This is a genomic window from Pseudomonas sp. 2995-1, assembly GCF_002742505.1.
In the GTDB taxonomy this organism is placed as follows: Bacteria; Pseudomonadota; Gammaproteobacteria; order Pseudomonadales; family Pseudomonadaceae; genus Aquipseudomonas; species Aquipseudomonas sivasensis.
This window is the reverse complement of record NZ_LJSA01000377.1, coordinates 667167-689919: the sequence shown is the minus strand read 5'-3', so window position 1 is coordinate 689919 and position 22753 is coordinate 667167. Positions and strand designations below refer to the sequence as shown.

The window sequence follows — 22753 nt, the reverse complement described above, 5'->3', positions numbered from 1 at the left end:
CAGTCAGGAGTCTTCTTATGAAATGGATCAGATACTTCAACAGCGCCGCTGAGCGATACGGCAGCAGATTTTCAAACCTGCAAATCCGCCTCTTGGCTGCATTCCTGCTGGTCGTTCACTGTTTGATGCTTTGGGCTATTCCCAGCTACACCTCGACGTTTCTCGGCGCGTTTGCAGCCACGCTTGGCGCGCTGACGGTGTTCCGGCCAGACCCGCCGCGTTGATTCACGACCGGTTGATGCGCAGCCCCTTAACCTCATCCGCATACGCCGCTAGTTTTGCCTGTTGATTTGCCAACAGTGCGCACATTCTCATCAATGCTGCCGCCTCATCCGGCGTTCTGCTTTTGGACGCCAGGGTGGTCAACTCCATGACTGACCATCCAATAACAGCCGCGGCATCTTCAAGGTCGTAGAACAATTCCTACTGGGCGGTTCTGGGCCCGTCGAGGCCCTGTATCAAGTCTTCCATTTATTTCTCCGTTTGGTGCCGATTCAGCTCAAGGCCCATGACAACCATCCCGACTTCCGCCAAATCCGTATCGAATGGGATTTCACCGATCTGCCGGAACCCAAACGCTTCGTAAAACCGTCGGGCGTTTGAATTGCTCTTGAGCACATCCAGCCACAGTAAGTGCTCTCCACGCTGCACTGCCTGATCGCAGATAAACTGCAAAAGTTGCTTGCCGTAGCCAAGTCCGGCAGCGGTTTTGAGGAAATAGATTTTTTGCAGTTCTGCGCCAAGCTCACCAGTGATTGGCGTTGGTGTCGACCAGTTGACCTTGGAAAACCCAATGGGTGTGCCCCGTTCATCTGAGGCGATAAGCCATGACTGACGCTCGGGCAGGTCGAGTGATCGGCTCAACGCGTCGCGTGAGAAATCCTGATCCAGGAAATCCCGCATGCCATCAGGGGACCACAAGGTCGAGAAATGCTGTTGATAGGTCTCGCAGCCCAATGCTCGTAGGCTATCGAGATCGGCTTCAGTCGCTGCACGAATATTGATCATCTAAATCGCCCCGGTTAACTCAAACCCACTGCTCATACGTGTATCCACTACAACACAAACCCTACCAAGACGTTACACGAAAGCCGTGACGGACTTCATTTACAGCGGTCTTACTTTACGTACACCAAACCTTGTAAAGCAGAGAGCGTTGTCATGAAGTTGAATTACCTTACCAAGGCGGCTGTTGTTGTCGCGCTGTTGTCTACCTTGTCGGGCTGCTGGATGTTTATGCCACCGGGCGGTGGTGGTGGCGGCGGCCATGGCGGTGGTGGTCATGGTCAAGGCGGCGGCCCTGGCGGCGGTGGTGGTCAGCGTTAACCGTTAGTCAACGAGAGCAGGTCATGAACAATGACCTGCCTTTTTTTTGCCTGGGATAAATCGCGGACAAAGAAAAGCCCGCGATGGGGAGTGCGGGCTAAAAGGGATGTTCATTAGGAGCTGGGTCTACCCTATTCGGTCGTCTGTGAAAGGTTTGTGAAAAGTGTACGCCTCAATCCGCGCATGGCTGTATGGGGCAGTGGAGGCAATAACCCACTACTGTCGCTAGCATACAACCCCTGTTTGGATGCTGCCTCATGTTCATGTCCACCAGCCTGCTCTCAGCCTTTGTGCTGTTCGCTTTCGTGTCCTCGATCACCCCTGGGCCCAATAACACCATGTTGCTCGCCTCGGGGGTTAACTTCGGGTTTCGCCGCTCGATGCCCCATGCGCTGGGGATCAGTATCGGCTTCATGCTGCTGGTGATTTCGGTCGGCCTGGGATTGGGCGAAGTGTTCAAGGTGTTTCCTTGGGCCTACACCGTATTGCGCTATGTCGGCGCCGCGTACCTGTTGTACCTAGCGTGGAAGATTGCGACGGCAGGCGGCATGTCCGACAGCAATGACGAACACGGTGAGCCCATGACATTCCTCGGCGCCGCTGCGTTTCAGTGGGTGAACCCCAAGGCGTGGATCATGGCGCTGGGAGCCATCACCACGTACACGCCGGCCGAGGGTTATGTCACCAATGTGCTGGTGATTGCGTTGGTGTTTGCGGTAGTGAACCTGCCCAGCGTGTGCGTGTGGGTGGGCTGTGGTAGCGGCCTGCGCAATGTGTTGCGTGAGCCGCGTTGGCTGAGGCTGTTCAACTGGTCCATGGCCGCGTTGCTGGTGCTGTCGCTGTACCCGATGTTGTTTGCCAGTTAAGCGCTAGACCGGTGAGATCGTCGCCAGCAGGCCGATGCCGATGGTCAGCACTAAAAAACCGAACAGGAAAATCGCCATCTTGGTCATAAGGCCTCCGAAGGGAAGGGAATAAGGATTGGGGATATTGTCCGCCTTGAGCGCATTTCAATACAGGCGCAGATAACAAAGAAAAAACCGTATCAGATGGGCCTTGTACTGTTCTGCCACGGGCTTCCGGGGGCTGTGCTTTTTACAAGATCAGCGCCTGAGACAGCCAACGCATTTCCCCCTAAGATGGCGCCCACGGCATCAACAATAACAGTGGGCCAACCCTCGATGGAAAGACGTCAATTCAGCGGTGGCATGAAAGGCAAGAACCTGCGCTACCTCAATGAAACCCCGCAACCGGCATCGGTCACCCGTGTCGGCTTCCTGTTGCTCGAACACTTCTCCCTGCCGGCATTCACTCAGACCCTCGACACCTTCGTCACCGCTAACCTGCTGCGTCCCGATCTGTTCGCTTCGCGCACGTTTGGTTGGGGCGACGGCGAAGTGATCAGCGACCTGGGTCTGGTCATCCGCCCCGATGAGTGCCTTGATGCTGCTGCGCTGCATGATTTGGACTTGCTGGTGATCTGCGGCGGTTTTCGCACCGAACTCAAGGCCGGCGAGGATTTCATCCAACTGCTGCGCAGCGCTGGCGAGCGCGGCGTGCACCTCGCGGGGTTGTGGAACGGCGCTTGGTTTCTTGGCCGCGCAGGGCTGTTGCAGGGCTACCGTTGCGCCATCCACCCCGAACACCGCCCGGCGCTGGCGGAAGTGTCCAAAGCCACCGACGTCACCAGTGAACCCTACGTGATCGACCGCGACCGCCTGACCGCCTCCAGCCCTTCAGGCGCGTTCCATATGGCCCTGGACTGGATCAAGAGCCTGCATGGCAAAGCACTGGTCGAAGGTATCGAGGACATCCTGGCGTTTGAGGAGTCCCGCTACCGGCGTATCAAACCCACTGAAAACGTCAGCGTCAGCGCGCCGTTGCGTGAAGTGGTGAAGCTGATGGACGCCAACCTCGAAGAGCCTTTGGAACTGGACCAGCTCGCCGTCTACGCGGGTCGTTCCCGCCGCCAGCTTGAGCGGTTGTTCAAGGAACAGCTGGGCACCACGCCGCAGCGCTACTACATGGAATTGCGAGTGACGGAAGCGCGTCGGTTGTTGCAGCACACCGAGTTGTCACAAGTGGAAGTGCTGGTGGCGTGCGGATTTGTGTCGCCGAGCCATTTCAGCAAGTGCTACAGCTCGTATTTCGGCTATCGCCCCTCGAAGGAGAAGCGGTTGGTCAAATAGCCGACGCCGATCCGTTGTGGGAGCGGCCGCTCTGTTCAGAATCGATCCTGTCGATCCACGGCGTAATGACGGCCATTGCAATGCAACGAATGGGCTCCGTACCCCTCATATGTCTACGAGTAACGTTTCACGACGACAGGTACCGAGCTTATGACCGCTGCTGAAAACAACCATGTGAACTGGCTGGTAGAACAATCGATGCTGCATGCGGCCCGCCAGCGCGCCAAGCTCTATTCGGGGCAGGGCCGGTTGTGGCAGCAGCCCTTTGCACAGACACGGCCGCGGGACGCCACGGCGCTCTCGTCAGTGTGGTTCACCGCCTATCCGGCCTCGATCGTGACCCGTGAGGGCGGTACGGTGCTGGAGGCGCTGGGGGATGAAACCCTATGGCATACCTTGTCGAAGATCGGCATCCAAGGCATTCATAACGGCCCGCTGAAAAAGTCCGGTGGCCTGAGCGGCACACGGCACACGCCGACCATCGACGGCAACTTCGACCGCATCAGCTTCGAGATCGACCCGCAGTTGGGCACTGAGGCGCAGTTGCAAGCGTTGACGCGCATGGCGGCGGCGCACAACGCGGTGATCATTGACGATGTGATCCCGTCCCACACCGGCAAGGGCGCGGATTTCCGCCTGGCCGAAATGGCGTACGAGGATTACCCCGGCCTCTACCACATGGTGGAAATTCGTGAGGAAGACTGGCCGTTGCTGCCCGACGTGGCCGAGGGCCGCGATGCGCAGAACCTCAGCCCGCTGCAAGTGGACGCCCTGCGCGACAAGCACTACATCGTCGGCCAGTTGCAGCGGGTGATCTTCTTTGAGCCTGGCGTGAAGGAAACCGACTGGAGCACCACGCCCGTGGTCATCGGCGTGGATGGCAAGCCGCGTCGCTGGGTGTACCTGCATTACTTCAAGGAAGGTCAGCCGTCACTCAACTGGCTGGACCCGACCTTCGCCGCGCAGCAGATGATCATCGGCGACGCCCTGCACGCCATCGACGTGATGGGTGCCAAGATCCTGCGCCTGGACGCTAACGGCTTCCTTGGTGTGGAACGAAAGCTCGATGGCACGGCCTGGTCGGAAAGCCATCCCCTGTCGATCACCGGCAACCAACTGCTCGGCGGGGCGATTCGCAAGGCGGGAGGGTTCAGTTTTCAGGAACTGAACCTCACCGTCGACGATATCGCCTCCATGTCCCACGGCGGCGCCGACCTGTCCTATGACTTCATCACCCGTCCCGCGTACCAGCATGCACTGCTGATGGGCGATGCCGAGTTCCTGCGCCTGATGCTGCGTGAAATGCACCGTCAGGGCATCGACCCTGGCTCGCTGATCCATGCCTTGCAGAATCACGACGAGTTGACCCTTGAACTGGTGCACTTCTGGACCCTGCACGCCAACGACAGCTTCCTCTACCAGGGCCAGACCTTCCCCGGCAATATCCTGCGCGAGCACATTCGCGAACAGATGTACGAACGCCTGACGGGCGAGCATGCGCCGTACAACCTTAAGTTCGTCACCAATGGCGTGTCCTGCACCACGGCGAGCATCATCACGGCGGCGCTGGGCATTCGTGACCTGGACGCGATTACGCCTGCGGATATCGAACAGATCCGCCAGATCCATTTACTGCTGGTGATGTACAACGCCATGCAGCCAGGGGTGTTTGCCTTGTCTGGCTGGGATTTGGTCGGGGCGCTGCCGTTGGCGGCCGACGACGTTGAGCACTTGATGCAGGACGGCGACACCCGCTGGATTCATCGCGGCGCCTACGACCTAGTAGACCTGAACCCGGACGCCGAACTGTCTGCCGGCCAGATGCCGCGCTCGAAAAGCCTGTACGGCAGCCTGAACAGCCAGTTGCTGGACCCCGAATCATTTGCCTCGCAGCTGCAAAAAATCTTAGCCGTACGCCGCGCCTACGACATCGCCGCCAGCCGTCAGATCCTGGTGCCAGACGTGGAAAACCCGGCGCTGCTGATCATGGTTCACGACTTGCCGGCCGGGAAGGGCACGCAAATCACCGCGCTGAACTTCGGCGCGACGCCGATCACCGAAACCCTCAACCTGCCGGGTATCGCGGCGGGGATGGTGGTGGACATCATCAACGAACGGGTTGAAGGGGATCTGACGGCGGACGGTGAGTTCACCATTACCCTGGATGCGTACGAGGGCCTGGCGTTGCGGGTTATCAGCAGCACGCCGATGTAACCCCAATCCTCCAAGCACCGAAGCACCGAAGCACCGAAGCACCAAAGCACCAAAGCACCGTAGCGCCAAATGTGGGAGGGGGCTTGCCCCCGATAGCAGTGGGTCAGTTAATAAATCAGTGACTGACACACCGCTATCTGGGGCAAGTCGAATCGTCGCACCGCCCCTCCCACATTTGAACCCACAGTGTTTTCAGGCATGTGGCCGCTTTTCAGCCAACTGAAACCGATACCCCACCCCATACAACGACTCGATCGGCGTTTCCCCTGGGCACACCTGTTCCAGCTTTCGCCGCAGGTTGCGGATATGGCTGTCCACCGTGCGGTCGGTCACCACGCGGTGGTCGGAATAGATGTGATCCAACAATTGGTCGCGGGAAAACACGCGGCCGGCGGCGCGGGCGAAGGTGTTGAGCAGGCGCAATTCAAGGGGCGTGAGGTCCAGCGTGATGCCGTCCAGTGAGGCCTGGTAGCGAGCCTCGTCGATCAGCAGGCGTGGCGCGCTGGTGTCCAGCAACTGCGGGCTGCGGCGCAGGATGGCCTTGACCCGCGCCACCACTTCACGGGGGCTGAAGGGCTTGCAGATGTAATCGTCGGCGCCCAGTTCCAGGCCGAGCAGGCGGTCCACTTCTTCGACGCGGGCGGTGATCATGATGATCGGCACCGCGCTGAAACCACGCAGGTCCTGGCACAGCTGCATGCCGTCACGGCCGGGCAGCATCAGGTCGAGCAGGACTAATTTAGGTTCGTGGGCGCGCACGGCGGGCACCACGTGCAGGCCATTGTCCAGGCACAGGGTGGTGTAGCCGGCTGCCTCGAGGTAGTCCCGCATCAGGGCGGCGAGCTTGGGTTCGTCTTCGACGATCAGGATCGGCTGTTCATCGCTCATGGTTCACAGGCTCCGGGGCAGGCGCAGGATCAGCCACAGGCCGCCATAGGGCGAGTGGTCGGCAACCAGGCTGCCGTCGTGGGCGTTGGCGATGCTGCGGCAGATTGCCAGGCCCAGGCCAGCGCCGCCATGCTCGCGGTTGCGCGATGACTCGCCGCGGTAGAACCGCTCGAACAAGCGCGGCAACTGGTCTGCGGACACGCCCGGCCCGGAGTCGAGAAAGTCGATACGCACCGTGTCGCGGTCGACATCGACACTGATGCGCAACGTGCCGTTGACGTCGGTGTAGCGCACGGCATTTTCCAGCAGGTTGGAAAACAATTGCTGCAAGCGACTGGCATCCGCCAGCAACTCCACGGGTTGGCGCGGCAACTCCAGGTCGATCTGCAACTGGCGGGCGGTGAAGCGGTCCCGGTACATCGCCAGGCTGTTTTCGAGCAGGTCGTTCAGCAGGCATGGGGCCTTGCGGTAGGTCAGGGCGCCTACGTCCGCCAGCGACAGTTCATACAGGTCATCCACCAGCTTGCTGAGCATGCTGACTTCGCCTTGCAGCGACTTCATTGAGCTTTGGTCAAGGCTGCGCACACCGTCCTCGATCGCCTCCAGTTCGCCACGCAGTACCGACAGCGGGGTGCGCAGTTCATGGGAGACATCGGCCATAAATTCTCGGCGCATTTTCTCGTTGCGCTCCAAGGTGTAGGCCAATTGGTTGAAGTCGCGGGACAGTTGGCCGACTTCGTCGTCGGAGGCCACGGCCACGCGACTGCCGTAGTCGCCGCTGGCCAGACGGTGGGTGGCGGCGGCCACGCGCTTGACCGGCTCCAGCAGCGTACGGGCGATCCACCAGGCTATCAGCATCGCCAGCAGCAACGAGAACACGCCCATCACCAGGCTGGTGCGCAGTTGGTACTGCTGGAAGCGTTCGCCGCCGGCTTCGGTCACGCTCTGGAATGGCGTGACGGCCAGCCAGCCGACGGTTTCACTGTTCACCACCACGGGCTGTACCAGCGCATCGTCGCCAATGGCCGGGTAACCGGTGACGCGTTTCTTGTCTTTATCGAGGAGGGCGATGCGAAACAGTGCACCGGTCAAGTCCGAGGCCAGCGGGGGGCGCAAATCATCCGACGCACGCGCGGCATCCGGGTCGGGCCGCATGACGTCAAACCAGCGATCCGGCCGATTGCGCAGAAAGTCCCAATTGCCCTCACGTTGGTAAGCCGTGGCCAGGCGCGGCACCACCTGGGCCATGCGCTCCATTGCCTGCTCATTGATAAAGCCCAGGAACCCCCGACCAAAACTCCAACTGGTGGCCAGGCCCATGCTCAGGATGACCAGCAACACACCGGCCAGCACCGCGACAAACAACTTGGTGGAGATACTCAACTTCATGAATGGGGGCCGTAACAAAAGGGACGCGTCCATTTAGGCCCCCACGGACGAAAGATTCAACCCAGGTCGGCAATCTTCAATTTTCCTGCACATTTGCCTTGCAGCATGAGGGTAAGGCTTGCACCACCCCGTCTTGCAGAGGCAACTATGTCGACCAAATTCTTCGCCAAATACCTGGTAACCGCCGCGGTTCTCCTGTCCCTCATCATTCTGGTGCTGCTCGGCGGCTGCTCGGCTGGCGACCCCGCGCCCGAAGTCGCTGCCCCCAAAGTCTCGGTGATCACCGTGGAACCCAAGAGCCAGGTGCGGACCACTGAACTGGCCGGGCGTACCCAGGCCTTTATGGTCGCCGAGATTCGCCCGCAGGTCGGCGGGATCGTGCAACAGCGCCTGTTTGTCGAAGGCGCCGAGGTGAGAGCCGGGCAGGCGCTGTACCAACTGGATGCGGCACCGTACAAGGCGGCGCTGGCTGAGGCCCAGGCGAGCCTGGCCAAGGCGCGCGCCACGTTGAAGTCGGCACAGACCACCGCCGCGCGTAACGCCCAGTTGGTGAAGATCGACGCCATCAGCCAGCAAACCAACGAGGACTCACAGGCCACCCTGCTGACCGCCGCCGCTGACGTGCAGGTGGCCCAGGCCGACCTCGACACCGCCCGCATCAACCTGGCGTATACCCGCATCACGTCGCCGGTCGCGGGGCGCATCGAAACGTCTACCGTGACACCCGGTGCGCTGGTGGTGGCCAACCAGGACACCGCACTCACGACCGTGCAGCAACTCGACCCGATCTATGTGGATGTGACCCAGTCCACCACCGAATTGCTGGCCCTCAAGCGCGACCTGGCTAGTGGCGTGTTGCAGGCCAACGGTGACGGCGAGGCCCGCATCAGCCTCAAGCTGGATGACGGCAGCGCCTACAACCACGACGGCCGCCTCAAGTTCAGCGGGGTCAGCGTCAACCAGGGCACCGGCACCGTGACCTTGCGCGCGGTATTCGACAACCCGGAGCATTTGCTGATGCCCGGCATGTACGTGCGCGGCGTGTTGGAGCAGGCCCGCGATGACCAGGCGATCCTGATCCCGCAAAAAGCCGTGAGCCGCAGCGCCAGCGGCGTGACCTCGGTGTTGCTGGTGGTTGACGGCAAGGTCGAGCAACGCGTGCTCACCGTTGACCGCGCCGTGGGCAACCAGTGGTGGGTGACCGCCGGTTTGAAGGCCGGTGACCAGGTGATCGTCGAGGGTGGGCAAAAAGTCCGCATCGGCGCCGTGGTCCAGACCCAGGCCGCAGATGCCGGCGCCCTGGCGCAGGAGGGTTGAACATGGCGCGTTTCTTTATTGATCGACCGATTTTCGCCTGGGTCATCGCCATCGTCATCATGCTCGGCGGTGCGTTATCCATCAGCCAGTTGCCGCTGGAGCAGTACCCGGACATCGCGCCGCCCACCGTGCGTATTTCCGCCACCTACACCGGCGCGTCGGCCAAGACCGTCGAAGACTCGGTGACCCAGGTCATCGAGCAGCAAATGAAAGGCCTGGACAATCTGACCTACATGTCCGCCTCCAGCAGTTCGGCGGGCAGCGCCAGTATCAGCCTGACCTTTGGCGCCGGCACCGACCCGGATGTGGCGCAGATGCAGGTGCAGAACAAGCTGCAACAGGCCGAGTCGCGCTTGCCGCAATCGGTGCAGAGCGAAGGCTTGACCGTGACCAAGGGCGGTTCGGACTTTTTGATGATTGCCGCCCTGGCCTCGGATAATCCCAGCGTCACCGGCACCCAGATTGGTGACTACATCTCCAGCACCTTGCTCGATTCCATCAGCCGTATCGACGGCGTGGGCGACGTACAGACCCTCGGTTCTGGCTACGCCATGCGCATCTGGCTGGACCCGGCGCTACTGGAAAAATACGCGCTGATGCCGTCGGATGTGAGCTCCGCGCTGGAGGCACAAAACACCGAAGTGTCAGCCGGCCAACTCGGCGCATTGCCGGCGGTGAAGGGGCAGCAACTCAATGCCACCATCAGCGCGCGCAGCAAACTGCAAACGGCCGAAGCGTTCCGCAACGTGGTGATCAAGTCCAGCAGCGACGGCGCGGTAGTGCTGCTCGGCGACGTGGCGACCGTGGAGTTGGGCAGCGAGAGTTATGACATCAACTCGGCCCTCAACGGCAAGCCGGCCGCCGCCATGGGCGTGCAACTGGCGGCGGGCGCCAATGCGCTGGACGTGGGCGAGGCAGTCAAGGCCAAGCTCAAGGAGCTGGCGCCGTTCTACCCCACTGAAATGCAATTGAAGAACGTGATCGCCTACGACACCACGCCCTTTGTGAGCCTGTCCATCGAGGAGGTGGTCAAGTCCCTGGGCGAGGCCATCGTGCTGGTGGTGCTGATCATGTTCCTGTTCCTGCAAAACCTGCGGGCCACGCTGATCCCGGCGATCACGGTGCCGGTGGTTCTGTTGGGCACGTTTGGCGTGTTGGCGTTGTTCGGGTACTCGATCAATACCCTGACCATGTTTGCCATGGTCCTGGCCATTGGGTTGCTGGTCGACGATGCGATTGTGGTGGTGGAAAACGTCGAACGGGTGATGGCCGAGCAGGGCTTGTCGGCCCTGGCGGCCACGCGGCAATCGATGGATGAAATCACCAGCGCACTGGTCGGCATCGCCCTGGTGTTGAGTGCGGTGTTTATTCCCATGGCGTTTTTTGGGGGCTCCACCGGGATTATCTATCGGCAGTTTTCGGTGACCATCGTCTCGGCCATGGTGCTTTCGGTGGTGGTTGCGATGACCCTCACGCCAGCACTGTGCGCCACGCTGCTCAAACCAGGGCACGCCGTTCAACGGGGCTTTTTCGGCTGGTTCAATCGTTCCTTTGATCGTTGCTCCCGCGCGTATGAAGCGTTGGTTGGCGGTGTCCTGCAACGCTCACGGCGCAGCCTGGTGGTGTACGCGCTGATCGCCGCAGCCATGGCGGCGGGTTACGCCAGCTTGCCCACCTCGTTCCTGCCGGATGAGGATCAGGGCATTCTCATGGCGCAAATCCAGCTGCCGGTGGGGGCCACCGACAGCCGTACCCAGGCGGTGTTGCACCAGTTCGAGCAGTACATGCTCAAGCAGCCGGAAGTCGAGGCGATGATCAGCATCAGCGGCCTGGGCATGGGCGGCAACAGCCAGAACACCGCGCGCGCGTTTATTCGCTTGAAGGACTGGAGTGAGCGCTCAGACGATGCCGCCACGATTGCCCAACGCGCCACGTTGGCACTGGCAAGCATTGGCGATGCCGATGTGTTCGTGATGCAACCGCCCGCCGTGCGCGGCCTGGGCCAGAGTTCAGGGTTTGATTTGCAGCTCAAGGACCTCGCCGGTCTTGGCCACGATGCGCTGGTGGCGGCGCGCGAGCAGTTTATCGCGCTGGCCAGGCAAGACCCGCGCCTGCTGGGCGTACGCAGCAATGGCCTGGACGACGCACCGCAACTCAAAATCAGCATCGATGACCGCAAGGCGGGGGCCTTGAGCCTGAGCACCAGCGACATCAACAGCACCTTGTCCACGGCGTTGGGCGGCACGTATGTGAACGACTTCCTCAACCAGGGCCGCGTGAAGAAGGTCTACGTGCAGGGCGACGCCAGCACCCGCATGCAAGCGGCCGATCTGGATCACTGGTTCGTGCGCAACAGCAACGGTGAAATGGTGCCGTTTTCGTCATTTGCCAGCAGTGCCTGGAGCTATGGCTCGCCTTTGCTGGAGCGCTACAACGGCACATCCTCCCTGGAAGTGGTCGGCGACCCGGCGCCCGGCGTGAGCTCCGGCGCTGCGATGGACGCGGTGGAAGCGATTGCCCGGCAACTGCCCGATGGCATCGGCTACGAGTGGACCGGCCAGTCCTACCAACTGCGTCTTTCCGGCTCCCAGGCCCCGTTGCTGTATGCGGTGTCCATCCTGTTTGTGTTCCTGTGCCTGGCCGCGCTGTACGAGAGCTGGTCGGTGCCGTTCTCGGTGATTCTGGTGGTGCCGCTGGGCATCGTTGGCGCGGTGTTGGCCACGCGATTGACCGGGTTGAGCAATGACGTGTACTTCCAGGTCGGCCTGCTCACTACCGTTGGGCTGGCGGCGAAAAACGCGATCCTGATCGTCGAATTTGCCAAGCACCTGCAAGAGCAGGGCAACAGCCTGCGCGAGGCGACGCTGATTGCCGTGCGCCAGCGCTTGCGGCCGATCCTGATGACCTCGCTGGCCTTCATGTTCGGCGTGCTGCCCCTGGCTGTGAGCAGTGGCGCAGGTTCCGCCGGGCGTCGCGCCATCGGTACCGGTGTGCTGGGCGGCATGTTCAGCGCCACGGTGCTGGGGATCTTCTTTGTACCGCTGTTTTTTGTGTTGATCCGCCGCCGCTTTGGCCGTGTCAGCACGACGCCCACTGTCGAAAAAGGTGACGCATGATCCGCTTTCTCTGTCCGTTAGTGGCCGCCTTGGTCCTGAGCGGCTGCATCAACCTGGCGCCGCACTATCAACAGCCTGAAGCCCCGGTGCCTGGCGAATGGCAAGCGGGCGTGCAGGGTGAGGTGCCGGCCGACATCCAGTGGCAGCAGTTCTTTACCGACCGCCGCTTGGCACACCTGCAAACCCTGGCACTGGCCAATAACCGCGACCTGCGCCTGGCCAGCCTGAATATCGAGAAGGCCCAGGCGCAATACCGCATCCAGCGCGCCGCGGCGTTCCCGACCATCGACGCCAGCGTCAGCGGTACTCACAGCCGCACGCCGGGTTCGCTGTCCAGCAGCGGCACGGCCGTCACCAGCCACGACTACAGTGCCCAACTGGGGCTGAGCAGCTATGAAGTCGACGTGTTCGGCCGCGTGCAGAACCTGCAGGACGAAGCGCTGGAAGACTACCTGGCGCTGACCGAAACCCGGCGCAGCACGCAAATCAGCCTGGTGGCCGAAGTGGCCACCGCCTGGCTGACCCTGGCCGCCGACAACGAGCACCTGCAACTGGCCGAGGAGACCCTGGCCAGCCAGCAGTCCACCTACGAACTGACCCAGCGCAGCCACGCCCTGGGTGGTTCCACGGCGTTGGCTGTGGCCCAGGCGCAAACCACCGTCGAGTCAGCGCGGGTCGATGTGGCCGAGTATCAGAGCCAGATTCTCCAGGACCGCAACGCCTTGCGCCTGCTGGTTGGCAGCGACATTCCCGACGCCCTGCTGCCCGACACCCATCTGCAATCGGCGGCGGCGTTGGTGCAGGTGCCGGCCGAGCTGCCGTCGAGCCTGTTGCAGCGACGCCCCGATGTACTCGCGGCGGAGCACAGCCTCAAGTCCGCGAATATCGACATTGGCGCGGCCCGTGCGGCGTTTTTCCCCAGCATCAGCCTCACCGCGAATGCGGGCTCCGCCAGTTCGTCACTGTCCAGCCTGTTCAAGGCCGGCAGCGGCGCCTGGACCTTCGCCCCGAGCATCAGCGTGCCGATCTTCGATGCCGGCAGTAACCGCGCGACCCTGGATGCGGCCAAGGTCGAGAAAGAGATCCAAGTGCAGACCTACCAGCAAACTCTGCAAACCGCATTCAAGGAAGTCGCCGATGCCCTGGCCGTGCGCAGCACCCTGGACCAACGCCTCACCGCCCAGCAAGCGCTGACCGAGGCGAGCCAGAAGAGCTACGACCTGTCCGACGCGCTCTACCGCGCCGGGTCGCAAAGCTACCTCGAAGCCCTGGACTCCCAGCGATCGCTGTACAGCGCCCAGCAGGACCTGATCACCCTGCGCCTGGCGGAGCAGAGTAATCGGGTGAGTTTATATAAGGTGATGGGGGGAGGGTGGCAGTAGGTTAAGGCTACAGGGCGGCGGATTGCGCCGCCTGCAACACCCGCAACAAATTCCCACTCCAGATATTCGCGATCTGCGCCTCGCTATACCCGGCATCCAACAACCGCTGGGTAATCACCGGCAACTGGCTGACATCTTCCAGCCCGGTCACGCCACCGCCGCCATCCCAGTCGGCGCCTATGCCGACGTGATCGGGGCCCGCCACTTCGAGCAAATGCAGCAGGTGCTTCATGAACACATCGAGGCTCGCCTTGGGTTGGGCGAAGCGTTGGTTGAGGGTGTCGCGTTCTTGGTAGAGCGTCTTGATCTGTTCTGGACTCAGGGCGGCAAGGTTGTGAAAGCGTGCACCGAGGGCGGCCATGGCTTTGTTGCGTTCCGGGTTGGGCGTGAGGGGGATCAGGTAGTCGCTGTAGGCGTTGACCTGGATGACACCGCCCTTGGCCGCCAGTTGGCGCACGCGGTTGTCGTCGAGGTTGCGCGGGTGCGGGTTGACCGCGCGGCTGCTGGAGTGGGAGGCGATCAGTGGGGCGCTGGACAACGCCAGCATCTGGTCGAACACCGCGTCGCTGGCGTGGGACACGTCCAGCAGGATGCCCAGGCGGTTGGCTCGCTGCACCAGGTCGCGGCCCTTGGGGCTCAGGCCTTTCCATTCCGGCAGGGCGGTGGCCGAGTCGGCCAGGTCGTTGTTCATGAAATGCACCAGGCCGAGCATGCGCAGGCCTTGGCGGTAGTAGGTGTTGAGCAAATCGGGATCGGAGCTCAGCGGGTCGGCATTTTCCATGCTGATAAACACTACGCGCTTGCCTTGGGCGGCGATGCGCCGGGCGTCGTCGGCGGTGAGGGCCAGGGCAAAGCTGTCGGGGTTGCGGTCGATGACGTCGCGGATGCGCGTGAGGGTGGCCAGGCCATACGCGCTGGCGTAGGCACGGCCTTCCTCGGTGCGTGGGCCCTGAGGGGTGTAGACCGCAAAAAAACCACCATCCAGGCCGCCTTCGCGCATGCGCGGCAGGTCGACCTGGCTGCCGTCCTGTTCGTAGTCGTGGCGCTCCAGGATGTTCCAACCGGGGCGGGTCAGGGTCAGCGGCGTGTCGAGGTGGCTGTCCAGCACCAGCAGGCGCTGGTGCAGGGCGAGGGTCGAGGGACTCACTTGCGCGTGGGCCAGAAACGGCAACAAGGCGAGGATCAGCAGGCGCTTGGTCATGTTCAAAACTCCATGCTCAAGGTGCTTTGGAAGGTGCGCGGCGAGCCGGGTCGGAACACGGCGGGGCCGCTGGTGCTGGTGAGGATGTAGCCCAGGTAGTCCTTGTCGAACAGGTTGTCGACGTTAAAGCGCAACTTGACGTTTTTCAGCGGGCCGTAATGCACGCGCTCGCCGCCCAAGTCTAGGTAGGCGTTGTAGAGGGTGTAACCGGGCACCGATTCACTGTTGGTGAAGTTGCTGTAGCGCTCGCCGATGTAGCGCGCCGAAAAGTTAAGCAACGCCCACGGTGCCAGCTCGTAAGTAACCCCGGCCTGTGCCAGCCAGCGGGGGCTGTCGGGCACGTCATTGTCACGGATCGACAGGCCGGCGGCATCGTTCTGGAAGGTGGATTTGTTGTAGGTCAGGTTGCCGTTGAGCACTACCTTGTCGGCCAGGATCGGTGGTTTCCATTGACCGCTCAGCTCCGTGCCATAGGCCTGAACCTTGCCGACGTTCTGGTAGTAGGTTTCCACCTGGCTGCTGCCGGGCACCGCTGAGGCAAAGGCTTGCAGGCGGTTGTCGAAGTCGGTGCGGTACAGCGCCCAGGCGGCGTTGAAGGTCGGACGGTTGATGCGATAACCCACCTCGTAGTTCTTAGCCCTTTCGGCATCCGGCGGCGGTGCGCTGGGGCTGGCAGCGCGGAAAATGTCGTCGGCGCCACGGGGCAGGGCCATGTTTTCCGAGTAAGAGGCGAACACTTGGGTGTCGTCGGTGAGGTTGTAGACCAGCCCGGCCTGGGGCAGGAAGGCGTCGTTCCATTGGGTACTGAGGCGCGGTTGGCGATTGTTGATGTAGTCACCGGCGTTGCGATAGCCCTCGATGCGGTACTTAAGGTTCAAGCTCTTGAAGCCGAATTGCAGGCGCAGGCGATCATCGAGCAGGGTCCAGGTGTCCTTGAGGTGGTACTGCAACGAATTGCGCGTGGAGCTGAAATCCCCTTGCAGGTGCACCGGTTCATTGAACAGCGGCTCGCCAGCCGGGCTGCCATCGGTGAGGTTGTAGCGGCCTTGCTGGCGGTTGAACACATCGGTCTCGGCCCACAGCCCGGTGTCGATCTGGTGTTGACCCACTTCCCATTGCAGCCCGGTACGCCCCCCGAACCGGTGCCCGCTCAGGGACGACAGCCCGTATTGCACGCCTTTGGGGACGAACAGACCGTCCACATTGCTTTCGGCATTGTGCAGCGCCAGGGAGGTGGCGTAGGCCTCGGGCGACACGCCAAAGCCCTTCTTGGCTTCGTAGTACAGGGTGGTGTAGTTGAGCAGGTCCGGGCGGATCTCGAACTGGCCGCCGAGGCTGTACAAGGTGTCGCGCCGCTGGTTCACCGCCTGTTTATAGAACTGGTTGTAGCCGGTGTTGCTGTAGCGCACACCCGGCACGCTTTCGGGTAGATCGGGAAGGCTGTCCAGGTAGGCGAAGTAACGGCCCGAACGCCCGAAGAGGTCGTTGGCGCTGCCGTCGTACTGGGCGATGCTGACGTAGGGCGAGTCATAGTCGTAGAACGAGTTGTGCACCGCGCGCAGCCACACTTCATCGCGATCACCGAAGCGATAACGCACTTTGGCCTCCAAGTGTTCGCGATCGATGGTGCCGGGGCCGCGCCACAAGTCACCGTCGATTTTTGAACGGCTGAAATACGCTGACAGGCCTTGGTATTCGCCGCTTTGCAACTTGACGAAACTGCGCCGCAGACTGTCGCTGCCCAAGGTATAGGACAGGCTCGCGCCAGGCTCCACCGTGGGGTTGCTGGTCTGGTAATCCACATACGGACCCAGTGACGCATAGCCCGATTGCGACACATCCCCGGCCCCGGTAGAGGCCGTGACCCGTTCGGTGTTTTCGTTGTCGACGTAGCGATAGATCGGGCTGCCGCCAAACTGGTCGGTACGGCCCAACGGCACGCCGTCGATGGAAAAACCGATCTGCTGCAAATTGAACGCCCGCACGAACACCGAGTTGCCGAACTCATACAAGCCCAGCGCATCGTTGACCTGCACGTTGAAGCCCGGGAGCGCTTCGAGCATTTTCAGCCCCGAGGTGCCCGCCGGCGCCGACAGCAGCGCCTGGTGCGAGATGCTCAGGGTGTTGCTGATCTTGTCTTCGCCGATGGCGGCGCTGGCTTCGGTGACGCGTGCGCCGACCACCTCGACCTTGCTCAGTTGCGGTTCGGTGGAGCTGGCGGTTTGCGCGGCCCACGTGGAGTCGGCCAGCAGCAGGCTGGCGAGCAGGGTTTTACGGTACTGAGCAATCATTGTTCGTCCTTGGTTGGAATGTTAGAGCCCGGCGTGGGCCTGGGCGAGGAAGTCGGGCCGGGCCCACTCATGCACGCTGAAGTCGTTCTGCAAGAAACCGCGCTGCACCAGGAAATCCTTTTTCAGCTCCAGCGCGGCGAGGTTCTGCGGGCCCAGTTGCGGTACAAAATCCAGCTCGGCGATGGCCTGGCGGATAAACCCGGCATCCGGCAGGAACGTCACGCGGGTGAACAACTCAGCGGCGGCCTCGCGGTGCTGGTTGATCCAGCGTCCCGCGCGGATCGCCGCACGCAGGAACGCCACGACTACCTGGGGGTGTTGCTCGGCAAAGGCACGGTTGACGGTGGTGGCGTAGGGGCCGTTGTGGTTTTTCAGTGTCCAGTCGGGGTAGCGCTCCAGGTCTTCGATCACCGTGAATTCACCGCTGGCGAGCAACGCCGGCACGTGCCCGGCGGCGATATGCACCGCCTCCACACGGCCTTCAGCCAATGCACGGACTTCCTGGCCCGGCTTGCCGTGCAGGCCGTGCAATTGCGCCCAGAACGCCGATGGCCGCGCGGCCGGCTGCAAAGTGTGGGGATCGCCTTCATCCTCCAGCTCGATCAGCCGCACCTGGGACGGTTCCAGTCCGGCCAGTTGCAGCGCATTGAACAGGCCATGCTCGGCCAGCGCCTTGAGCACATCCACCCGCGCCTTGTTACGGCTGACCGGGACGCCAATGCGTTTGCCAAATAGGTCCGCGACCTGGCGGATACGCCCGTCGGCGCGTACCAGAATCTGCCCGGCGCGTTGGCTCGCGGTGGTGGCCACCAGCAGCGTGTCGGCCTGGTCCGCACGGGCCCAGAGGGCGGGCACGGCGCCGCCGTCACGAATCAACCGCGACTCGCCATGGGTGAAGTGCGGCAGCCAGCCCTGGTTATCGGGCAGCGAGCGCAGGTAGACCGCTTCGGCACCGACGCGCTGGTATTCCTCATCCAGCCAGCCGAGCTCCACGGCGATGTTGGACGCGACCAGCAGCGGGCAAATGCTGTAGTGGGTGGGCAGTGTTTGGCTCATGGCAGACTCCTTGGGGCAGGTGGGGTGACAGTCAGGCGTTCAAGGCCTTGTTGCAGGTCGGCGATCAGGTCTTCGACGGCTTCAAGGCCCACGTGCAGGCGCAGCAAGACGCCGGGTTCAACCTGGGCCGAAGGGTGGCGTTGCTGCTGGCGGATCAGGCTTTCGAAACCGCCCCAACTGGCGCCCATGGCGAACAGCCGAAGGCTTTCCAGAAAGCTTTTGGTTTGCGGTTCTGAGACGGGTTTGAGCACCACGCCGAACAGGCCGGTGGAGCCGAGAAAGTCGCGTTTGAACACGTCGTGTCCCGTCGCGCCCGGTAATGCCGGATGCAGCACTTGGGCGACTTGCGGACGCTGTAGCAACCACTGCGCAACGGTCAGTGCCGAGCGCTCGTGCTGGCGCAGGCGCACGCCGAGGGTGCGCAGGCCCCGCAGGCCCAGGTAGGCGTCGTCGGCACTGGCGATATAGCCCAGCTGACGCACGGTTTCGCGCACGCCGGGGTAAAGCGCTTGCGTGGTGACGATCACGCCGAGCATCGCGTCGCTGTGGCCCACCAGGTACTTGGTGGCGGCATGGATCGAGATATCCACGCCGTGTTCAAACGCCTTGAAAAACAGCGGCGTGGCCCAGGTGTTATCGAGCATCAGCAGCGCGCCATGGGCGTGGGCCGCGTGGGCGAGGGCGGGAATATCCTGCACTTCGAACGTGCTTGAACCGGGCGCTTCGGCATACACCAGGCGTGTATTCGGGCGCAGCAAGCTGGCGATATCCGCGCCGAGCATCGGCGCGAAATAGCTGGCCTGGATGCCATAGCGCGGCAGGATTTGGTCGAACACCTGGCGCGCATGCCAGTAGCAGTTGTCGGTGACCAGAATATGGTCGCCGGCCCGCGCCACGGCCAACACCGCACCGACAATCGCCGCCAGGCCGCTGGGCATGATCAGCCCCCGAAAACCACCCTCCAATTCGGCCACGGCGTCTTCGAACGCGGCGGTGGTGGGGTTGCCGTTGCGTCCGTAGATATGCCCGCGGTAGTGCGGGTCGTCGGCCTGCTGGAGGTGGTTTGTCAGGGTGCTGGTGTCGGGCCAGATAAAGGTCGAGCTGCGATACACCGGGGTGTTGACGGTACCGGCATGGTTGGCCGGATCACGGCCGAGGTGGGTCAACAGGGTGTCGTCGCGCATGGTCGTGGTACTCGTCGAAAGGCTCATCGGCGTTCCAGCCGTTTGGCCCAGCGTGAAAGGGGATAGATGTAGAGAAAGAACGCGATAAACACCACGCCATAGGCGGGCAGCAGCAGGTCGCTGCGCAATTGGCTGGAGAGGTGCGATTGCAGGGTGGTCATCAGCTCTTCCACCCCCAGCAGATTGGCCAGGGAAGTGGACATGGTCACCGCGCAGTACAGGTTCATCCACGGCGCTACCAGGCTTGGCAGGGTCTGCGGAATGATCACGTAGCGCAGGGCCTGGCCGTGGCGCAGCCCCAAGGCCTGGGCGGCCTCCCACTGGCCCGACGGCACCGCGTACACGCCTCCGCGCACAATCTCCGAGACGTAGCCGATGGCGGGCAACGCCAGGCCCAGCGCGACTTTCAGCCAGTCCGGCAACTGCCACCAACGCCCGGCCCACTGCACTTCGTAAGGCAGCAAGTAGGCCACGTAAAACATCACCACCAGCCAGGGCAGGTTGCGCAGCAAACGGCTCAGATGTCCGGCACCACGGCGCAGAGCCGGGCGAGCACTGACTTGCAGGCTGCCAAGCAGGACGCCGAAGACCGTCGCCACCAACATGGCGGTGACGCCCATCAGGATATTCAGGCCAAAGCCTTGCAGCAGCGCCGGGGCCCACTGCCACAGCAGCATCAGTGGCGAAGCTTCAGGCAGCATTCGGCAACTCCTGGCCCGGCAGGCGCAGGTGATACTCCAGGCGGCGCAACAGCCAACTGCTGAGGCCGATCAACAACAGCCAGACCAGCAACAGCACTTGCATCATCTCGGCGACGTTGAAGTTATCCGACCAGATTCGGTTGCTCGCATAGAGCAACTCCGGCACCGCGATCGCATAGGCGATGGAGGTGGACTTGATGGTCTGCACCACCGTATTGCCCATCGCCGGCAGGCTATTGCGCAGCGCCAGCGGCAGCACGATATGGCGCAGCACGGTGCGCTCCTGCATACCCAGGGCGGCGGCCGCCTGGAGCGTGGCGCGTGGCACCCCATCAATCCCGGCGCGCAGGTTCACTGCCTGGAACGCGCCGCTGTGCAGGGCGATCACAATGATCGCCCACTGCGTGCCGTTGAGCAGGCGCACCCCGTCCACCAACGGCAGTAACGCACCGACGCCGAAGTAGAAAAAGAACAACTGCACTAACAGCGGCGTGTTGCGAAACAACGCCACGTACGCGTCGCTGATCCCGCGCCACAGACCTTGGCGCGAACCCAGGCCGGCGGCGCCGACGACACCGATCAACAGCGACAGCGCGATACTTGCCAGTGACAACAGCAAGGTCAGGCCCAGGCCCAGCAGAAAACGCTGACGGTCCATCGGGTCCCAGACGATGCTCAGCGACAGGCCATGCTGTTCCAGCCACAGGCGCAGGTTGACCTCACTCATGGCGTGCCTGCGCATGCTGCTGCGCGACCCAGGCATTCGGCGCCAGACCGTAACGCTGCTCCAAGGCGATGATCAGACCCTTGGCATGCCAGCCTTCGACAATGTTCGACACCGCCGCCAACAACTCCGGCTGGCCCTTGCGCAGGGCAATCCCCCACGGCGCCGGTGCCTGCCCCGGCAGCTTGACCTCGTAGTCGGCCCACTCAGGTTGACGGGCGAGGGCGCTGTACAACGCATCATCCCCCATCGCCCCCAGGCAACGACTGTCAGCCACCGCCTTGCGCACCTCGGCGGTGCCGTTAAACGACGCGAACTGCACGCCGTAGCGGCTTTCGAATGGCCGCACCCACACACTTGTGGCCGGTGCGCAGAGCGTCTTGCCGCGCAGACTTTCCCAATCGGGCACCGCCGTACTTTTCGGCGCAAACACCGTGGCCGCCGAGCTATAAAACCCCGGACTGGCAAAATCCACTTCCCGACGCCGGGCTGGCGTGTCCAACAGGGACGTCACCAACACCTCGCAACGTCCCTGATCGAGAAACAACAAACGATTGAGCGGATTGACCTGCACCAACGACAACTTCAACGGTTGACCGACCCGAGCAGACAACTGCTGCTGCAGATCAACAATCAAATCCATGATCAACCCACTGGGCTTGCCCTGGGCATCCAGCATCTTGAACGGAGGAAACTCATCACTGGTGCAGACATTGAGCGTGCCACGGGATTGAGCCCGTTCGAGCAAAACCTCGGCGTGAGCCGAAAGCACACTGAAAGCAAGCACCGCCACCACCAACCCACCCGGCCGGAAGCCCGCAAAGCGATGCTTTTGATCCGGCTTTTGACCTGGCTTTTGATCTACAGCGCCCCGTCGACCACGCTGGCCGGAGTGAGGGCATGCCGAGCCTAGGCGAGGCACCGAGTGGTGGGGCGAGAGCCTTTTGCTTACTTTTGGGCTCTTCCAAAAGTGAGCCGCTGTAAGAGCGGAACCCAAAGCCGCCGTTACCGCAGCAACGGAAATGCACACCGATAACCCACGACCGAAAGCCAGTCGAATCGTCGCACCACCCCTCCCAAACCCAGACCGTGCCGTGTCAGTCGCAACACCGCTCATGTCGCACTCCACCCCAACCGCGACCGCTGCGCCGCGCCACTGGGAAACGGCTGCGGAGTACCGAGCTGCTGCGCCAAAAACGTCAAATACGCCGCCTCCTCCAAATTGATCAACAACCGCGTAACCGCCAACACCCCCCGCTCGGACCAGGAAAAGGGACCATGATTAGCCAGCAACGCCGCTGGCGCCCGCGGATGCTCGCGCAACGCCGCCACCACCGGCTCCGGCGCATACCGCGGCCCCCACGCCGTCAGTGGCACCTCCTGATCCTCATCCAGAATCCCCAACAACTGAGAGGCATGGGCCCGCAACGGCCGGCCCGCAATCGCAAACGCCGTCAGATACGGCGAGTGCGTATGAATCACCGCATTCACCTGGCCCCGCTCGCGATAAATCGCCACATGCAGTGCCGCCACCTCTTTGAGGTTGTCAGTCAGGCTGCCCTGGCTGCGCTGCAACTCGAAATCCACAATCGCCGCCACACCGCTGTCAGCCCCGCTCAACGAGGCAATCACCAGCCGCTCTTCGCCGGGAACACGCAGGCTGATATTTCCCGCCTCATTGCCCGACAGCACCTGATGCTTGATCAGCAACTGCTTGGCCAGTGCAAAGTCATGCTCGAACTCTTGGGTAAAACGCACAGGATCAAAGCTCATGG

General features: G+C 62.3%; 20 protein-coding genes. 8 read left to right on the top strand and 12 right to left on the bottom strand.

Annotation, left to right across the window (positions count from 1 at the left end; translation table 11 throughout):
• The first annotated feature begins 17 nt into the window (after positions 1-17).
• Complete coding sequence (locus AOA61_RS20390) at positions 18-224, top strand: hypothetical protein (protein WP_099602557.1); 207 nt, start codon at positions 18-20, stop codon at positions 222-224.
• 1 nt (position 225) lies between these two features.
• On the opposite strand, the gene AOA61_RS20385 is transcribed toward AOA61_RS20390, so the two are convergent.
• Both AOA61_RS20385 and AOA61_RS20380 read right to left on the bottom strand, forming a co-directional pair.
• Positions 226-420 (bottom strand): hypothetical protein, encoded by a 195-nt coding sequence (locus AOA61_RS20385; RefSeq protein WP_256583466.1) that lies wholly within the window; start codon positions 418-420, stop codon positions 226-228.
• Between the two features lie 51 nt (positions 421-471).
• On the bottom strand, positions 472-1008 hold the full coding sequence (locus AOA61_RS20380; protein ID WP_099602556.1) for a GNAT family N-acetyltransferase: 537 nt from the start codon (positions 1006-1008) through the stop codon (positions 472-474).
• 153 nt (positions 1009-1161) lie between these two features.
• Here AOA61_RS20380 and AOA61_RS31570 point away from each other — a divergent pair, with 153 nt between their 5' ends.
• The 4 genes from AOA61_RS31570 to treS all read left to right on the top strand — a co-directional run bounded on the left by AOA61_RS31570 (position 1162) and on the right by treS (position 5729).
• Positions 1162-1326 (top strand): hypothetical protein, encoded by a 165-nt coding sequence (locus AOA61_RS31570; protein WP_163033204.1) that lies wholly within the window; start codon positions 1162-1164, stop codon positions 1324-1326.
• A 257-nt stretch (positions 1327-1583) separates the two neighbouring features.
• A complete protein-coding gene (locus AOA61_RS20375; RefSeq protein ID WP_099602555.1) occupies positions 1584-2192 on the top strand; it encodes a LysE family translocator in 609 nt (202 codons plus the stop codon).
• Positions 2193-2534: 342 nt separating this feature from the next.
• Positions 2535-3515 carry a GlxA family transcriptional regulator gene (locus tag AOA61_RS20370; RefSeq protein ID WP_099602554.1) on the top strand — a complete coding sequence of 327 codons (981 nt, stop codon included), beginning with the start codon at positions 2535-2537 and terminating at the stop codon, positions 3513-3515.
• Positions 3516-3665: 150 nt separating this feature from the next.
• Positions 3666-5729: a maltose alpha-D-glucosyltransferase gene (gene treS / locus AOA61_RS20365; RefSeq protein WP_099602553.1), complete on the top strand. Its 2064-nt coding sequence runs from the start codon at positions 3666-3668 to the stop codon at positions 5727-5729.
• 192 nt (positions 5730-5921) lie between these two features.
• Here the strand turns inward: treS and AOA61_RS20360 are convergent, their stop codons facing one another.
• Positions 5922-6617 (bottom strand): response regulator, encoded by a 696-nt coding sequence (locus AOA61_RS20360; RefSeq protein WP_099602552.1) that lies wholly within the window; start codon positions 6615-6617, stop codon positions 5922-5924.
• 3 nt (positions 6618-6620) lie between these two features.
• Complete coding sequence (gene baeS, locus AOA61_RS20355) at positions 6621-8006, bottom strand: sensor histidine kinase efflux regulator BaeS (RefSeq protein WP_099602551.1); 1386 nt, start codon at positions 8004-8006, stop codon at positions 6621-6623.
• A 147-nt stretch (positions 8007-8153) separates the two neighbouring features.
• On the opposite strand from baeS, the gene AOA61_RS20350 reads away from it, so the two are divergent.
• From AOA61_RS20350 to AOA61_RS20340, 3 genes are read left to right on the top strand one after another with little or no spacing between them, the layout of a single operon-like run.
• The gene (locus AOA61_RS20350; RefSeq protein WP_099602550.1) at positions 8154-9323 is read left to right on the top strand and encodes an efflux RND transporter periplasmic adaptor subunit; all 1170 of its coding nucleotides are present in this window, start codon (positions 8154-8156) and stop codon (positions 9321-9323) included.
• A 2-nt stretch (positions 9324-9325) separates the two neighbouring features.
• On the top strand, positions 9326-12439 hold the full coding sequence (locus AOA61_RS20345) for an efflux RND transporter permease subunit (RefSeq protein WP_099602549.1): 3114 nt from the start codon (positions 9326-9328) through the stop codon (positions 12437-12439).
• Positions 12436-13821, top strand: coding sequence for an efflux transporter outer membrane subunit (locus AOA61_RS20340; protein WP_099602548.1), 1386 nt, complete (start codon positions 12436-12438; stop codon positions 13819-13821). Before AOA61_RS20345 ends, AOA61_RS20340 begins: the two co-directional genes overlap by 4 nt.
• Before the next feature lie 7 nt (positions 13822-13828).
• Here the strand turns inward: AOA61_RS20340 and AOA61_RS20335 are convergent, their stop codons facing one another.
• From AOA61_RS20335 to AOA61_RS20300, 8 genes are all read right to left on the bottom strand, one after another.
• Entirely contained in the window at positions 13829-15022 is a 1194-nt protein-coding gene (locus AOA61_RS20335) for a dipeptidase (RefSeq protein ID WP_099602547.1), read from the bottom strand.
• A gap of 2 nt (positions 15023-15024) precedes the next feature.
• Positions 15025-17313 carry a TonB-dependent receptor gene (locus AOA61_RS20330; RefSeq protein WP_099602546.1) on the bottom strand — a complete coding sequence of 763 codons (2289 nt, stop codon included), beginning with the start codon at positions 17311-17313 and terminating at the stop codon, positions 15025-15027.
• A gap of 21 nt (positions 17314-17334) precedes the next feature.
• Complete coding sequence (locus AOA61_RS20325; RefSeq protein WP_099602545.1) at positions 17335-18369, bottom strand: ABC transporter substrate-binding protein; 1035 nt, start codon at positions 18367-18369, stop codon at positions 17335-17337.
• Positions 18366-19580, bottom strand: coding sequence for a cystathionine beta-lyase (gene metC / locus AOA61_RS20320; protein WP_241150159.1), 1215 nt, complete (start codon positions 19578-19580; stop codon positions 18366-18368). Before metC ends, AOA61_RS20325 begins: the two co-directional genes overlap by 4 nt.
• Positions 19577-20254: an amino acid ABC transporter permease gene (locus tag AOA61_RS20315; RefSeq protein ID WP_099602544.1), complete on the bottom strand. Its 678-nt coding sequence runs from the start codon at positions 20252-20254 to the stop codon at positions 19577-19579. The genes metC and AOA61_RS20315 overlap by 4 nt, the downstream gene beginning before the upstream one ends.
• The gene (locus tag AOA61_RS20310; protein WP_206193890.1) at positions 20244-20981 is read right to left on the bottom strand and encodes an amino acid ABC transporter permease; all 738 of its coding nucleotides are present in this window, start codon (positions 20979-20981) and stop codon (positions 20244-20246) included. Before AOA61_RS20310 ends, AOA61_RS20315 begins: the two co-directional genes overlap by 11 nt.
• Positions 20974-21765: a transporter substrate-binding domain-containing protein gene (locus tag AOA61_RS20305; protein WP_143521224.1), complete on the bottom strand. Its 792-nt coding sequence runs from the start codon at positions 21763-21765 to the stop codon at positions 20974-20976. Before AOA61_RS20305 ends, AOA61_RS20310 begins: the two co-directional genes overlap by 8 nt.
• Before the next feature lie 326 nt (positions 21766-22091).
• Positions 22092-22751 carry a class II aldolase/adducin family protein gene (locus AOA61_RS20300; protein ID WP_099602542.1) on the bottom strand — a complete coding sequence of 220 codons (660 nt, stop codon included), beginning with the start codon at positions 22749-22751 and terminating at the stop codon, positions 22092-22094.
• Positions 22752-22753 lie beyond the last annotated feature (2 nt).